Raw genomic sequence first — 14,535 nt, forward strand, 5'->3', positions numbered from 1 at the left:
TATTCCCAGAGTGCGTCGCTGAGACGCCCTCTGGGACTCTCTGGGACTGAGTCCCGCAATGCCACCCGAAAGAGTTCTCGATGATGACAACCGATTCGCCTGAGATCGCCGTGCCCTCACGCCCGTCACTGGGTGCGCGCATCGGCCGCATCGCCTTCCTCGTCGTGGCGGCGATCATCGTCGTCGCCGTCGCCGTCGCCTTCTTCGTGACCTGGACCATCCAGCGGTCCTTCCCGCAGACCGAGGGCACCCTGCCGCTCGAGGGTCTGCAGTCCGAGGTGACGGTGCAGCGCGACGACCGCGGCATCCCGACCATCACGGCCGACTCATCCCACGATCTGTTCTATGCAGAGGGGTTCGTGCACGCGCAGGACCGCTTCTTCGAGATGGATTTCCGACGACACGTGACGGCCGGTCGCGTGGCTGAGATGTTCGGCGAGTCGCAGGCCGGAACGGATGCCTTCCTGCGCACCCTCGGCTGGCGCAAGGTCGCCGAGGCCGAGGTCGAGGCGATGGACGACGTGACGCGCGGGTACTACGAGGCCTACGCCGACGGGGTCAACGCCTATCTCTCGTCACGCTCGGGTGCCGAGCTGTCGCTCGAATATGCCGTGCTCGGAATGCAGAACCCGGAGTACGAGCCCGAGCCCTGGGAGCCCGCCGATTCGGTCGCCTGGCTGAAGGCCATGGCCTGGGATCTCCGCGGCAACATCGAGGATGAGGCTGAGCGTGCGCTGCTGACCGCGCAGCTCACAGACGGCTCAGACGGCTCCGACGGCTCCGACGCGACCGACATCACCGCGACGCTCGATGAGCTGTACCCCGCGTATCCGTTCGACGAGCACCCGGTGATCGTGCCCGAGATCTCCACGGTGCCCACTCTCGAGACCGGCGCCGAGCCCGCCGCGTTCACGACCGACGCGAACGACGATGAGATGCAGCAGGCCGCGACGACGATCGAGTGGCAGGAGGCCTCCGACGTGATCGAGGCCGCGAGCCTGCTCGTCGGCGATGTCGGCGAGGGCATCGGCTCGAACTCCTGGGTGGTGTCGGGAGACCTGACCGAGACCGGCATGCCGCTGCTCGCCAACGACCCGCACCTGGGCGCATCGCTGCCATCGGTCTGGTACCAGGTGCAGCTGCGCTGCAGCGAGGTCACAGAAGAATGCCCGTTCGACGTGGGGGGCTTCTCGTTCTCCGGACTCCCCGGCATCGTGATCGGCCACAACCAGCAGATCGCGTGGGGCTTCACCAATCTGACCACCGATGTCACCGACCTCTACATCGAGCGCATCGAGGGCGACCAGTACTGGCGCGACGGAGCGCTGGTGCCGATCGAGGAGACCACCGAGACGATCAAGGTCGCGGGCGGCGACGACATCGACCTGACGATCCGATCGACCGCGCACGGCCCCATCATCTCGGGGCTCACCGATGACTTCACGGCGATCGCCGACGACCCGGAGCCTGGACTCACGGCCGGAGGCGCGACGGGCACCGCGCCCACCGGCGAGGCCTCCGAGTACGCGGTCAGTCTGCGCTGGACGGCTCTCGACCCCGGCACGGCCGCCACGGCGATCTTCGCGCTGTCGACCGCCCAGGACTTCGAGGAGTTCCGCTCTGCGGCCGCCCTGTTCGATGTGCCGGCGCAGAACCTCATCTACGCCGACGTCGAGGGCAACATCGGCTATCAGACTCCCGGACGCCTGCCCGTGCGAGGAGCCGGCGACGGATGGATGCCGCAGCCCGGGTGGGACAGCAGCTACGACTGGACGGGGTTCATCCCCTTCGACGAGCTGCCGGTGTCGTACAACCCGGCATCCGGCTACATCGTGACCGCGAACAACGCGATCGTCACCGACGACTACCCCTACTTCCTCTCGCGGGACTGGGACTACGGCTACCGCGCGGATCGCATCGCGCACCTGATCGAACGACGTGTGGCAGCCGCACCGCTCACGGCGCAGGACATGCGCGAGATCCAGATGGACAGCGAGATGTGGATCGGCAAACGTCTGGCATCCGCGATGGACGATGTCGAAGTGAAGGGCGCAGGCACCGAGGATGCCGTGGCCCTGCTGCGCTCGTGGGATGCGCAGAACGACCCGGGGTCGGCAGCGGCCGCCTACGCGAACGTGCTCTGGTCGAACCTCGTGCAGAACCTGTTCGCCGAACGCGACCAGCCGCTGCCGATCGACGGCCAGGGCCGCCTCTTCACGGTCGTCGCGGATCTGCTCGACGACCCCTCCGACCCGCTCTGGACGAATCCGAGCATCGACGTGACGAGCATGGAAGAGATGCTCGCGCTGTCTGCCGAAGAAGCATACGAGGAGCTCTCCACCTTGCAGGGCGACGCCGTCACCGGGTGGCGATGGGGAGACCTGCACGCGATCACCCTCACGAGCGACACCCTCGGCTCGTCGGGCATCGCCCCGATCGAGATGCTCTTCAACCGCGGCCCGTATGCGGTCGGCGGCGGCGCATCGGTGGTCAACGCGACCGGGTGGGATCTCGGCACCTCCTACGCCACGACCACTGTGCCGTCGATGCGGATGGTGGTCGACCTCTCCGACCTCGACGCCTCGACCTGGATCCACCTCACCGGGGCATCCGGTCATGCGTTCAATGAGCACTACGTCGATCAGACCGCAGACTGGGCGGCTGGCGCGCAGAAGCCGTGGGCGTTCTCCGAGAAGGCGGTCGATGCGGCGACGCAGAACACCCTGGTGCTGACCCCCGCCGGGTAGCTCTCCTCGGCCCGCGCCTCAGGCGGATGCGGGCCCGCGCCTCAGGCGGATGCGGGCCCGCGCCTCAGGCGGATGCGGGCTCGCGCCTCAGGCGGATGCGGGCTCGGCGGATGCGGCCGCGCGGCGTGCGATCGCCCAGATGCCGACCGCGGCGGCGAGGAAGATCGCCGCCAGCATCGCCCAGCCTGCGAAGCCGAACGTGATCGCCGTGGCATTCACGACGATCGGCGACGCGAGGGCTCCGAGCGAGAAGCCCATTCCGAACACGCCTTGATAGGCACCCGCCCGCACCGGATCGGCGAGCTCGAAGCTGAGCCCCCAGGCTCCGGCCTGCGACAGGATCTCGGCGAACGTGTGCGTGATCATTCCGACGACGAGGATGACGATCGCAGCCCACGTCGGAAGACCGGCGGCGAGCGCGTAGATCAGGCAGGCGGCGACCATGAGCCACCCCGCGATCATGGTCACGCGCCCCGCGACCCGGATGTCATGCGTGCCGCGCGAGGCACGCACCTGGAACAGCACGACCAGCGCCGTGTTGACGATCAGGAGCACGGCGAACGTGGCGTCCGGCGCCTTCGTGTATTCGCTGATCCACAGGGGCACCCCGAGTTCCGCCACCCCGAACTGCATGCCGAAGATCGCCGAGAGCCCGCTCAGCAGCAGGTACCGCGGGTCGCGCCACGGCGAGCGACGGTTCCACTCCCTGCGCTCTGCGGATGCCGCAGCCGTCGCCTGCGTGTCGATGGATCCCGTCTCGGTGAGCTGAGTCGCGACACGACCGCGTGCGGGGGCGTCGACCGCCGACGTCAGCCGGAGGAGCGAGAGCGACCCGAGTGCGCAGACGGCACCCGCACCGGCGATCACGACCCGATAGGCCTCGGGTGTGCCCAGCGCCAGAGCGATCGCGCCGAAGCCCGAGCCCGCGGCGATCGCGAGGTTCGTGACCGTGCGCAGCACGGCGCGGGCATGCACCCGCCTGTCGGGGGCGAATCCTCGCGCGATGATGGCCGACCGCGCCGAGTATCCGAGAGAGTCGAAGAAGCCGGAGAGGCTGGCGAGCAGAAGCGCCGACACGAAATCTCCGACGAACGCATAGGCGGCGAGCAGCACGCCGCCGGTCATCTCGAAGCCGAATGCGAGGCGTCGTGCGCTCCACCGATCGGCGAGCCACCCGCCGAGGAGCGACCCGACGACACCGCATCCGCTCGACACCGCGAGCACCACCGCGGCCTGCGCGGGAGAGAGACCGATGATCTGCGTGAAGAACAGCACCGTGACCGCGAGGAACACCCCGCGGCCGATGCGCGACACGGCGGTCGCGGCGACGAGCGCCCGCAGCACCGGATCGCTCAACCCGTCTGCGATGCGTGCGATGAAGCCCTTCGACGGACGTGCGGTCTCGCCCCCCGTCTCGATCTGATCGGGATCGGGGCTGGGCGAAGACACCCTTCATCCTCGCATGGCGCGCACCCGCGTCTCGCCGCACACCGGCATACGGCGCACGCTGCATCCGGTTAGCCGCAAGGCCCCCACTCGGTTAGCGTGGGTGCGTGGTCTCCAGCTATCTCGCCCCGAAGGGCACCCCCGTCACCCTGCTCGAGTTCGAGCATGCAGGGGCGACGCTCATCGCGGAGACCTTCGGCGAGGGCCCTCGCACGTTCCTGCTGCTGCACGGCATCGGCATGGGTCGCAGTGTCTACCTCGATGTCGTGCAGCGACTGCGCGGCAGGGTCATCGCGCTCGACCTGCCGGGTTTCGGCGAAGCGCCCGAACCCGCACGCACCTTCACCATGGAGCGCCATGCCGACCTCGTCGCGGCCTATCTCCGGCACGCCGACGAGGGGCCCGTCGTCGTGATCGGCCACTCCATGGGCAGCCAGATCGCCGCCGAGCTCGCCGCCCGGCATCCGTCGCTCGTCGAAGGCGTCGTGCTCGCCGGCCCCACCGTCAACAAGGCGGCGCGCAACATCGCCTCACAGGCGAGGTACCTCCTCACCGACCTGATCGGCGAGCGACCGCTGGTGATCTGGCGCGGCGCCAGGGAGTACCTCCGCGGTGGCCCTCATCTCATCCGCAAGATCCGCGCGACCATCGTGCACCAGCCCGAGAAGGCGTTCGCCCGCATCGATCAGCCGGTGCTGGTGCTGCGCGGAGAAGACGACCCGCTCGCGCCGATGAGCTGGTGCCGGGAGATCATCGACGAGATCCCCGGCGCCGACCTGCGGGTCATCCCCGACCACGGTCACGGCACGCTGATCAGCGACTCCGAGCCGGCGGCCCGCCTGATCCAGGCCTTCGCCGACGATCTCTGACTCGTACTCTCTTCGCCGCGTAGTTCACAACTCAGCATGAACGCGTCTAGACCGCGTGGTTTCGTTACTCGAACGCCGCTCAAGGGCGCTTCTTGCTGAATTGTGAACGAGGTGCGTCGGTGAACCTCGGCCCGAGCACAGCGATGATCTGCTCGAGAGCCTGTCGCACGGACGCCTGGTCACCGAGAATGTCTTTCGCAAGTGGACGAATGGTCATGAAGCCGAGTCGGGCCGCGGCGATATCGCGCTCGCGATCCTGCATCTGCTTCTCCCACCCTTCGTGGAACTCCTTGCTGTCGCACTCGATGATCAACCAGCCGTCCACCACGAAGTCGACGTACCCGACGCCTTCGAGATACACCTGCGTCTCATATGCGACGCCCATCGCCCGCAGCCGCAATCGCATGAACGTTTCGGGGCCCGAGCCCGCCGACGGATCGACCAACGTGAGCAGCGGGCGGAATCGGGCGGGAAGGGCCGCGAACATCGTGGCCAGCTCATCGTGGGTCAGGAGTGCGTGATGAAGCACGCTGTCCAAGGTGGCGAGCGCCTCGCGCGGTGCCTGGCACAGCACAGAGTGCGCGACGGCATCGATCGATGGAGCCGCATGCAGGCTCTCCCGCACGCTTGTCAGCACCTTCCAATGGAGCACGACCTTTCTGTCCTTCGCGACACGCAGACGAGACGAACCGGGAGTCACGAGCACATGCAGCTCTCGGCAGCGGAACACGAAGACCCCCAGAAGGGCGAGGAGAGACAGGCAGGACACTCGCCCGCCGATGCGGACCGCCTCGATGATGTCCCGGTGGGTCGACGGCAGCGCGTATCGATCGCGACGCACGTGCAGGAGTTCTCCTCGCGCGACTGACTCGGCGATGAGACGCCCCGTAAGCCCTCGGTGCACCAGATCCGATCGGCTGAGAACAGTATGCGCATAGCCGTCGTCCGCGCGCTGCGCGACGGTCTTCTGTTTCTTCCCCATCGCAGAAGTGTGCAGACAGCGCAGGGTATCGAAGTGCGTCGTCCGCACAACGAGGGATGACTTGCGCGGAACAGAGTTCAGTGCAGGAGAAGTAGCACTGGTCGGCGTCGTTCACTATTCAGCATGGATCTCGTGTCGAGCTGTCCTGCTGCCCCTTTCACGCCCACGCGGACAGGCTCATGCTGAATTGTGAACAGCAAGCGGCTCCGCGCCGGCGCGCGGCGAGTCCGCTTCAGCGCAGCGGCGGGGGTGTGGTCGGAAGGAGCATCGCGTTGCGTCGCGCCCTCGTCAGCAGCAGGGCGAATGCCCCCAGACCGCCGAAGAGCACCGCGAAGATGATCCCGAACACGATCATGAACCCGGTGACGAGACCCTGCTCCATGATGCTTCCCGCTACCGCGACGACCAGACCGATCACCGCGATGCCGGCCACGCACCAGCCGACGATCATCGAGGTGAGATAGCCGCGCGGCCCGGCATGCCCGGGGCGCGGGCCGAATCTCGTGCCGAGGTACCAGGTCCAGCGGGAACCGGTCCACCAGCGGCTGGCCTGCCCCGTCACCGGATACCACCCGGCATCCGGTCCATCGACCTCGCCGGGCAGCGGCTGCACGGAGGCGTCGACGAGCGCCGCCGACTGCGGGGCGGGGAGCCTGCGCACGGCGCGGGTGTGCGCGGCGCCGAGGACCCAGATCACGGCGATGGACATCAGGACCACGGGAAGGGCGAAGTTGCCGGGGCTCTGCGTGATGACCGCCGCCAACAGCTGCAGCATCGCGAGGATGAAGAACACGATGCCGAGCACCAGCCCCACCGCCGGCGGCTCGACCGCCAGGGCGTCGGGCCGCGGCTTGCCCTTGCGCACGCGGTACGGCGTCCAGATGACTCCGTCCCACCAGCGGACGTCTGCGGTCCCCGGCACCTGGTACCACCCCATCGACGGGGCGGTCGGCGGCGCCGTGCGCTCATGTGCGGTCCACTGCACGCCATCCCACCAGCGCTGCCGGCCCGGCGTGCCCGCGTCGTACCATCCCTGTGGTGCTGACATCCGTCTTCCCTCTGCTCAGCCGGCGCCCGGCGGAGTCTGCTTCGACTCGGCGAGCTCGTCGACCACAAGGCTGCGCTCGTCGGTCGTGCCGTTGCGGTAGGCCTGCCGACCGACGATATGGGCCGACAGCGGGGCGGTGGCGAACTGCATCAGCACGATCGGGGCGACGAGCGCGAGCCCGATGAGGATTCCGCCGACGGTGCGCTGCGACAGGGCGATCGCGAGGCAGATGAGGATGAGACCGAGCACCTGGGGCTTCGTTGCGGCGTGCAGTCGCGAGGGCACGTCACGGAAGCGCAGCAGACCGACGGCGGCCGACAGGCACAGAACCGCGCCGAGCAGGATCAGCACGAGGATGGCGACGTCGATGACGGCGTCGGGAATGGCGAGACCGAACACGTTCATGGGGTCGTGTTGTCCCTTCTGGCCACGAACCGGGCGACCGAGATCGAACCGAAGACACCCACGGCGGCGATGATCAGCAGCACCGGGATGTTGCGGGTGTGACCGTTGATCGCCATCTCGGCGCCGAGCACGCACATGACCTCGGTGAGCAGCACGTCGGATGCCACGGCTCGGTCGAGGATCGAGGGGCCGCGCACGATGCGGATGATCGTCAGGATGGCGGCCACCCCGAAGACGACCATGATCGCCAGCATCAGCACGTTCATCGGGCACCTCCCCTGGTCAGCCCGCCGGCACCACCGGCACGCGCCGCGCGTTCGTCGGCCTTGAGGGCACGGTACTGCGCGGGGGCTCCGAGCGCACGCACGACCCGTCGCTCCCACCGCAGCACGCCCTCGCGCTGCTTCTCGACGTCGGCCATGCTGCGAACCCCGATCACGTGCAGGTAGAGCACCTGCCTGTCGCGGTCGGCCTCGACGATCAGCGATCCGGGGACCAGCGACGAGACCACCGAGACGTGGGTCATGATGAGGTCGTCGGCGTATTTCAACGGCACCGCGATGATCGCCGCGCCGGGCTGACGGCGGAAGTCGAACACCTGCGCCGTGACCGAGACCGCTCCACGCAGGACGGCAAACAGGAACTGCACCACGAACAGCGCGGCGTACCAGATGTTGATCCGCCCGGACAGCTCGACGGTCGGCAGCCGGAAGACGCGCGTGACGAACACCGCGACGACGAGACCCGAGAGGAACGACAGCACCGTGAACTGGCTCCACAGCAGCATCCAGAGCACGACGAGCCATGCCAGGAACGGCAGCTGCACGCGGATGTCCCGCCAGAAGTGACGGCCGGTCTCGGTGGGGCTCATCCTTCGACCTCGTCTTCCAGCTGCACGAGGGTGACCGGGTCGAGCAGCGCCGCACCGATGCGGTCGCACAGTGCGTAGAGCGGACCGGCGAAGACGGTGAGCGCGATAGTGACCCCCACCATGCCGGCGGTGGCGACCGTCATGATGCGAGGGATGCGGCGACGCTCCTGCTGCTCGTCGGCGGCCGGGGCGTTGCCGAGGTACGAGATGCGCCCCTCGGTCTCGGTCGAGTCGTCCTCCTCGCGCCAGAACGCGAGGTTCCACGCGCGCATCAGCGCATAGAGGGTGAGCAGCGAGGTGACGATCCCGCCGAAGATCAGCACGATCATGAGCGGGGTCCCCACGGATGCCGCGGCCTCGAACAGCGCGAACTTGCCGATGAACCCGGAGAACGGCGGGAGTCCACCGAGGTTGATCGCGGGGATGAAGTAGAGCACGGCGATCACCGGCGCGACCTTGAGCAGGCCCTTCACCCGGAGGATCGAGGTGCTTCCCGCCCTGCGCTCGATGAGACCGACGGCGAGGAACAGGGTCGTCTGCACGATGATGTGGTGGACGATGTAGTACACCGTCGCGCCGATCGCCGCCGGGGTCGCTATCGCGAGACCGAAGATCATGTATCCGACGTGACTCACCAGGGTGAACGACAGGATTCGCTTGAGCTCGGCCTGCGCCACGGCGCCGAGGACTCCGACGATCATGGTCGCCAGAGCGATGATCAGCAGCACGGTGTCGATGCTGTTCTCGGCGAACAGCTGGGTCTCGGTGCGGATCAGCGCGTAGACGCCGACCTTCGTCAGTAGGCCTGCGAACACGGCGGTGACGGGCGCCGGAGCGGTCGGATACGAGTCGGGCAGCCAGAACGACACGGGGAAGATCGCGGCCTTGATGCCGAACGCGATCACGAGCATGAGGTGCAGCACCAGCTGCGTCTCCTGCGGCAGCTCGGTCATGCGCTCGGCGATCTGCGCCATGTTCACGGTGCCGAGTGCGCCGTAGATCATCGCGATCGAGGCGAGGAACAGGATCGACGAGACCAGGGAGACGACGATGTAGACCGCGCCGGTGCGGATGCGCGACTCGGTGCTGCCCAGCGTGATCAGCACGTACGATGCCACGAGCAGGATCTCGAATCCGACGTACAGGTTGAACAGGTCTCCCGCGATGAAGGCGTTGAAGATTCCCGCGGCGAGGATCAGGTATGACGGGTTGAAGATCGAGATCGGCGTCTCGTCGGTGCCGTCGGCCGCGCCCTGACCGATCGAGAAGAGCAGAACCGCGAGCAGCACGATGCTCGAGATCAGCACGAGGAGAGCCGCGAGCCTGTCGACGTAGAGCACGATGCCGAACGGCACGGGCCATCCGCCGACCGAGACCGCGAGCGGTTCTCCCGCGTCGACGACGACCAGCAGCACGGCGGCGATCACCGAGACGGTCGCGAGCGTCGCGACCGTGACGAACGCCTGCAGGCGCGGGTTGCGGCCGAAGATCAGGGTCGCCGCGGCGCCGAGCAGCGGCAGGGCGACGAGCAGGGGGACGAGGGCGCTCATCGGCGGTCCTCCCCGTCGTCGGTGTGCTCAGGTGCGCTGTCATCGGATGCCGTGTCGGTGGCCGTGTCATGCGCGGCGTCGGCCGCATCGGTCTCGTGAGCGTCTGACGCGTGCGTGTCGGCATCCGTCCGGAAGTCGTCGGAGCGCGGGGAGTCGTCCGCGTCGTCGTCGGGCGGCGCCGATTCTCCGTCCAGGACGGACGCCCCAGGACCGGCATCCACGTCCGGATCCCCCGCCCCATCCCCATCCGCATCCGCGGATGCGGTCCGGGGCGCGGTGGGCCGGTCGGTCGGAGCGTCGTCATGGATCGACGGATGGTCGCGCATGTGCAGCACGGTGATCGGCGACGTCTGCACGCCGACGAAGTCGGTGGTCGCCTCGTCGTCGGCGGCGTCGGCCTCGTCATCCATGAGGTCTTCGTCGGCGTCGGTGCGCTCGCGGAGCGCGATGTCGGCCTCGTCGTCCTCGACGGTGTCGGCCTGGCCCAGCTGCCACGAGCGGTAGATGAGCGCGAGCAGGAAGGCCGAGACGGCGAAGGTGATGACGATGGCCGTCAGAGTGAGCGCCTGCGGCAGCGGGTCGCTGACCTCTCCCTCAGCGCCGTAGAACGGTGCGCTCCCCGGCACGCCCATCACGATGAGCAGCAGCAGGTTCGTGGCGTTGCCGAGCAGCAGGAAGCCGATCAGCACGCGGGTGAGGCTGCGCTCGAGCATCGCGTAGACGCCGCAGGCGAACAGCACGGCCATGATCACGATCAGGGTCAGTGAGACATCCATCAGCGGGTCACCCCCCGCTCGCGGAACTCCTGTGCCTGGCGGTCGACCTCGGCACCGAGGCTGCGCAGCACGTCGAGCACGAGTCCGATCACGACGAGGTACACGCCGACGTCGAAGATCGTCGAGGTGACGAACTCCATGTGGCCGATGCCGGGGATCTCCCATTCCCAGAAGTTGCTGGTGAGCGGGGCGAGGCCGAAGAACAGCGGCACCACGGCAGTGCCGACCGCGAGGATCAGACCGGCGCCGAGCAGTCGACCGGCATCCGTGGGCGCAGCCGCGCCGAGCTCCCAGCGTCCGCCGGCGACGTAGCGCATGACGAGTGCCATGCCCGCGACGAGTCCGCCCGCGAAGCCGCCGCCCGGAAGGTTGTGGCCGGAGAAGAGCAGGAAGATCGACACGACGATGATCGTGTGGAAGAGGATGCGGACGATCACCTCGAGCAGGATCGACCGGTTCTCCGGGTTCATCTTCGGTCCGCCGACGAGCCAGGCGCGGGGGCTGCTCTCGTTCTCGTCGGTCTGGAAGCGCACGCCCTCGGTCGTCTCGACCAGGGGACGGCTGAGGGTTCGACGGCGCCGCGCCTTGGGCAGCGTCTTGGTCGCCGACAGCATGTCGGCCCGGTGAGTGACGAACACGAGCGAGGCGACGCCGGTGGCGGCCAGCACGAGCACCGAGAGCTCGCCCATCGTGTCCCAGCCACGCAGGTCGACCAGCGCGACGTTGACGACGTTCTTGCCGTGACCGATCTCGTACGCGAGCTTCGGGAAGGCCGCCGAGATCGGGTCCGCGATACGCGACTGGGTCGCCACGACCGCGACGAGGGCCATGGTGAGTCCGACTCCGACACCCAGCAGCGCCCGCGGAATGCGACCGACGGAGGCGTTGTGCTCGCCCATTCGCGCAGGCAGGCGACGCAGCACGAGCGCGAAGGTGACCATCGTCACGGTCTCGACGAGGATCTGCGTCAGCGCCAGGTCGGGGGCGCCGCTGGTCGCGAACAGCACGACCATGCCGAGACCCGTGATCGAGACGAGCACGACCCCGGTGTACCTCTTCTGCGCCCGCACGGCCATGACGCCGGCGGCGGCCATCATCGGCGCGACCACCAGCTGCGCGGGGGTGTGCCAGGCCGAGAGCTGGAAGCGGTCGATGTCGCTGGCGACGAGAGCCGTGATCTCGGCGGCGACGAAGACCACGAAGATCGTGCCGACGTAGACCGGAAGCGAGCCTCGCTGGGTGAGGGTCGTGCTCAGCACCGAGAGCCGGTCGACGCCGCGCATGACCAGGTAGTAGACGTCTGCCGCGGTGAAGCGGATCAGCCGCGCCTTGCGATCCCACCCTGTGCGCAGGGTCAGGAGGAAGACCGCGGCGCCGAGCAGGATCGACAGGATCGAGATGCCGAGAGCGGGCTCGAGACCATGCCAGAGGGCGAGGTGCCCTGGTCCCTCGGCGGCGACGCCCTCGGCGTCGAGGCCGGGCGTGGCCGTGAGGGCGTATCCCTGGAGCGCGACGTCGAGAGCAGGGGCTCCGATGCCGGTGGCCAGCGTGAAGCCGGCGAGGATGATCGGCGCCGAGAGGAATCCGACGGGCGGGTCCGGCCACGCGGTGTCGGGAAGACGATCGCCTGCTGCGTCGCGCTTGGTCCAGAACGCGCCCCAGAGGAAGCGGATGCCATATGCCGCAGTGAGAATGGATCCGACGCTGACGCCGATGATGGCTACGAGTCCCCATGGCGATCCGTGCAGCGCGTCGTCGAGGAGGGCTGTGAGGGTGGACTCCTTCGCGACGAATCCGAGGGTCGGCGCGATGCCGGCCATCGAGGCGATGGAGATGAATGCCGCAGTCGCCATGACCGGCGCCTGCCGGCCCACACCGCTCAGCTCGGTGATGTCACGCGTCGACAGCTGGCGATCGATCACACCGACGATCAGGAACAGCGCCGACTTGAACAGCGCGTGCGCGATCACGAGTGCAAGGCCCGCCAGCGCGCTCGCCTGCGTGCCGTAGCCGATCACGATCGAGAAGAACCCGAGCTGGCTGACGGTGCCGAAGGCGAGGATGCGCTTGAGGTCGGTCTCTCGCAGCGCCTGGATGCCGCCGAGCAGCATGGTCACGATCCCCAGCGAGATGATGATCGGTCGCCAGGGTCCGGTGAACGCGAAGATCGGAGCGAAGCGCGCGATCAGGTAGATGCCCGCCTTCACCATCGCCGCAGCGTGCAGGTAGGCGCTCACGGGGGTGGGCGCGGCCATCGCGCCGGGAAGCCAGAAGTGGAACGGGAAGATCGCGGACTTGCTGATGGCACCGACGAGCAGCATCACCACGGCGGCATCGACGATCGCCCCGGTGGGAGCGATCTCGAGGATCTCGCGGATGCTCGAGGTGCCGGCATCGACGACCAGCAGCACGACTCCGACGAACATCACGAGCCCGCCGAGGGTGGTGACCAGGAGCGCCTGCAGAGCGGCTCGTCGGCTGGCCGCACGCCGACGGTAGTGGCCGATGAGGAGGTACGAGAGGATGCTCGTCACCTCCCAGAACATGACGAGCATGACCAGGTCGTCGGTCAGGACGAGGCCGTACATCGCACCCGCGAATCCGAGCAGGACACCGGCGAACTGGCCGATCCCCGCGGAGTCGTCGTGGAAGTACCAGCGGCAGTACAGCAGCACGAGCGCGCCGACACCCGTGACGATGAGGGTCAGCACCCAGCCGAGCACATCCATGTTCATCGACAGGTTCAACCCGAGCTGCGGAATCCACGCGACCGAGACGAAGGGCGTCGGGCCGTCGAGCACCTGGGGGGTGAGCACCAGAGCGTGGATGAATGCCGCGGCGGGAATGAGAGCCGCGATGGCGAATGCCTGGGATCCCAGCCAGCGCACCAGAACGGGCATCAGGATCGACCCGAGAAGGAACACGGCGAGGAGCGTCAGCATATACGCGGCTCCTCAAAGCTCGTCGGCCGGGGGTGCGGCGCAGGCGGGCGGGCGGGTGTCGATATCGAGTTTACCTTGATTTTTCGCTGTTCCGGGTCGATCATGTCGGCGTCGGACCGCGCAAATGGCCGGTTTTGCCCGGGATTTCGGGCACTTTGCGCGATGTCGATCGCGAAATCAGATCATTCGGATGCGTTCTCGGCCCGTCGAGCGATCGCGGGGCCGAGCCTGTCGTACGACTTCGCGATGTGTGTGCGCATCGCCTCTGCTGCGGCCTCGGGATCGCGTCGGCGAAGCGCCGCCAGGATGCTCTCGTGCTCGCTGAGGGTGTCGTCTTCGAAGTCGTGACGGAAGTTCAGGCGGTAGAGGTGCATGTGCGACCTCAGCCGCACGATGGCCTCCGAGAGCAGCGGGCTCTGCGCCTGCTCGGCGATCAGGTGATGGAAGTGCAGGTCCTCGTCGATGAACCGGCGGTAGTTGCGGAAGCTCTCCTCCGCGTCGGGCGCCGACGCTGCACGCATCTGAACGACGGACTCCGCGAGCTCGCTCTCGATGTCGGCGTCGAGATGGGTCGATGCGCGACGCGCGGCCTCGGGCTCGAGCAGTTCGCGCATGTCGTACAGGTCACGGAGCCCCGCAGCGTCGAGCAGAGGAGCCGCGACGTAGCCCTTGAGTGCGCGCTTCGCGACGAGCCCCTCGGCCTCGAGGCGTGTGAGCGCCTCGCGCACCGGAGTGGGCGACACGTCGAGATCGCGAGCGACCGCGTCGATGTTCACGCGGGCGCCGGGCTCGATCACGCGGTCCATGAGAAGGCCGAGCACGGCGTCGTACACATCGTCGACGAGGGCGCGCCGCGCCGGGAGCGGCCGCGGTCCGCGTGCTTCGTCGTCGCCGAACAT

General features: G+C 68.0%; 11 protein-coding genes and 1 pseudogene. 2 read left to right on the top strand and 10 right to left on the bottom strand.

Going from position 1 to position 14,535, the window contains the following annotated elements:
• Nucleotides 1-83 precede the first annotated feature (83 nt).
• On the top strand, nt 84-2,747 hold the full coding sequence (locus tag OB895_RS11475) for a penicillin acylase family protein (RefSeq protein ID WP_376708838.1): 2,664 nt from the start codon (nt 84-86) through the stop codon (nt 2,745-2,747).
• An 87-nt stretch (nt 2,748-2,834) separates the two neighbouring features.
• Here the strand turns inward: OB895_RS11475 and OB895_RS11480 are convergent, their stop codons facing one another.
• Nucleotides 2,835-4,196, bottom strand: a complete 1,362-nt coding sequence (locus OB895_RS11480; protein ID WP_228385615.1) for an MFS transporter — start codon at nt 4,194-4,196, stop codon at nt 2,835-2,837.
• Nucleotides 4,197-4,300: 104 nt separating this feature from the next.
• Here OB895_RS11480 and OB895_RS11485 point away from each other — a divergent pair, with 104 nt between their 5' ends.
• On the top strand, nt 4,301-5,062 hold the full coding sequence (locus OB895_RS11485; RefSeq protein ID WP_042540351.1) for an alpha/beta fold hydrolase: 762 nt from the start codon (nt 4,301-4,303) through the stop codon (nt 5,060-5,062).
• A gap of 79 nt (nt 5,063-5,141) precedes the next feature.
• On the opposite strand, the gene OB895_RS11490 is transcribed toward OB895_RS11485, so the two are convergent.
• From OB895_RS11490 to OB895_RS11530, 9 genes and pseudogenes are all read right to left on the bottom strand, one after another.
• Entirely contained in the window at nt 5,142-6,044 is a 903-nt protein-coding gene (locus tag OB895_RS11490; protein WP_311877726.1) for a putative endonuclease domain-containing protein, read from the bottom strand.
• A 232-nt stretch (nt 6,045-6,276) separates the two neighbouring features.
• Nucleotides 6,277-7,092, bottom strand: coding sequence for a DUF2510 domain-containing protein (locus OB895_RS11495; RefSeq protein WP_311877728.1), 816 nt, complete (start codon nt 7,090-7,092; stop codon nt 6,277-6,279).
• Nucleotides 7,093-7,107: 15 nt separating this feature from the next.
• The gene (mnhG, locus tag OB895_RS11500; protein WP_042540347.1) at nt 7,108-7,497 is read right to left on the bottom strand and encodes a monovalent cation/H(+) antiporter subunit G; all 390 of its coding nucleotides are present in this window, start codon (nt 7,495-7,497) and stop codon (nt 7,108-7,110) included.
• Nucleotides 7,494-7,763 carry an MrpF/PhaF family protein gene (locus tag OB895_RS11505; RefSeq protein ID WP_042540345.1) on the bottom strand — a complete coding sequence of 90 codons (270 nt, stop codon included), beginning with the start codon at nt 7,761-7,763 and terminating at the stop codon, nt 7,494-7,496. Before OB895_RS11505 ends, mnhG begins: the two co-directional genes overlap by 4 nt.
• On the bottom strand, nt 7,760-8,368 hold the full coding sequence (locus OB895_RS11510; protein WP_056375103.1) for a Na+/H+ antiporter subunit E: 609 nt from the start codon (nt 8,366-8,368) through the stop codon (nt 7,760-7,762). The genes OB895_RS11505 and OB895_RS11510 overlap by 4 nt, the downstream gene beginning before the upstream one ends.
• Nucleotides 8,365-9,918, bottom strand: a complete 1,554-nt coding sequence (locus OB895_RS11515; RefSeq protein ID WP_056375101.1) for a Na+/H+ antiporter subunit D — start codon at nt 9,916-9,918, stop codon at nt 8,365-8,367. The genes OB895_RS11510 and OB895_RS11515 overlap by 4 nt, the downstream gene beginning before the upstream one ends.
• A 239-nt stretch (nt 9,919-10,157) precedes the next feature.
• Nucleotides 10,158-10,694 (bottom strand): annotated as a pseudogene (locus OB895_RS11520) (Na(+)/H(+) antiporter subunit C); the annotation flags it as partial.
• Nucleotides 10,694-13,636 carry a Na+/H+ antiporter subunit A gene (locus OB895_RS11525; RefSeq protein WP_079111924.1) on the bottom strand — a complete coding sequence of 981 codons (2,943 nt, stop codon included), beginning with the start codon at nt 13,634-13,636 and terminating at the stop codon, nt 10,694-10,696. The pseudogene OB895_RS11520 and the gene OB895_RS11525, both read right to left, overlap by 1 nt.
• A gap of 182 nt (nt 13,637-13,818) precedes the next feature.
• The gene (locus OB895_RS11530) at nt 13,819-14,535 is read right to left on the bottom strand and encodes a GntR family transcriptional regulator (RefSeq protein WP_052492962.1); all 717 of its coding nucleotides are present in this window, start codon (nt 14,533-14,535) and stop codon (nt 13,819-13,821) included.

Origin of the sequence: Microbacterium forte (assembly GCF_031885415.1) — a bacterium.
Lineage (GTDB): Bacteria > Actinomycetota > Actinomycetes > Actinomycetales > Microbacteriaceae > Microbacterium > Microbacterium forte.

Bases quoted from the DNA above. Each gene is read 5' to 3' on its own strand.
- OB895_RS11475 (WP_376708838.1), top strand. From the start codon at position 84: ATGACAACCGATTCGCCTGAGATCGCCGTGCCCTCACGCCCGTCACTG.
- OB895_RS11490 (WP_311877726.1), bottom strand. From the start codon at position 6,044: ATGGGGAAGAAACAGAAGACCGTCGCGCAGCGCGCGGACGACGGCTAT.
- OB895_RS11495 (WP_311877728.1), bottom strand. From the start codon at position 7,092: ATGTCAGCACCACAGGGATGGTACGACGCGGGCACGCCGGGCCGGCAG.
- mnhG (WP_042540347.1), bottom strand. From the start codon at position 7,497: ATGAACGTGTTCGGTCTCGCCATTCCCGACGCCGTCATCGACGTCGCC.
- OB895_RS11505 (WP_042540345.1), bottom strand. From the start codon at position 7,763: ATGAACGTGCTGATGCTGGCGATCATGGTCGTCTTCGGGGTGGCCGCC.
- OB895_RS11510 (WP_056375103.1), bottom strand. From the start codon at position 8,368: ATGAGCCCCACCGAGACCGGCCGTCACTTCTGGCGGGACATCCGCGTG.
- OB895_RS11515 (WP_056375101.1), bottom strand. From the start codon at position 9,918: ATGAGCGCCCTCGTCCCCCTGCTCGTCGCCCTGCCGCTGCTCGGCGCC.
- OB895_RS11525 (WP_079111924.1), bottom strand. From the start codon at position 13,636: ATGCTGACGCTCCTCGCCGTGTTCCTTCTCGGGTCGATCCTGATGCCC.
- OB895_RS11530 (WP_052492962.1), bottom strand. From the start codon at position 14,535: ATGTTCGGCGACGACGAAGCACGCGGACCGCGGCCGCTCCCGGCGCGG.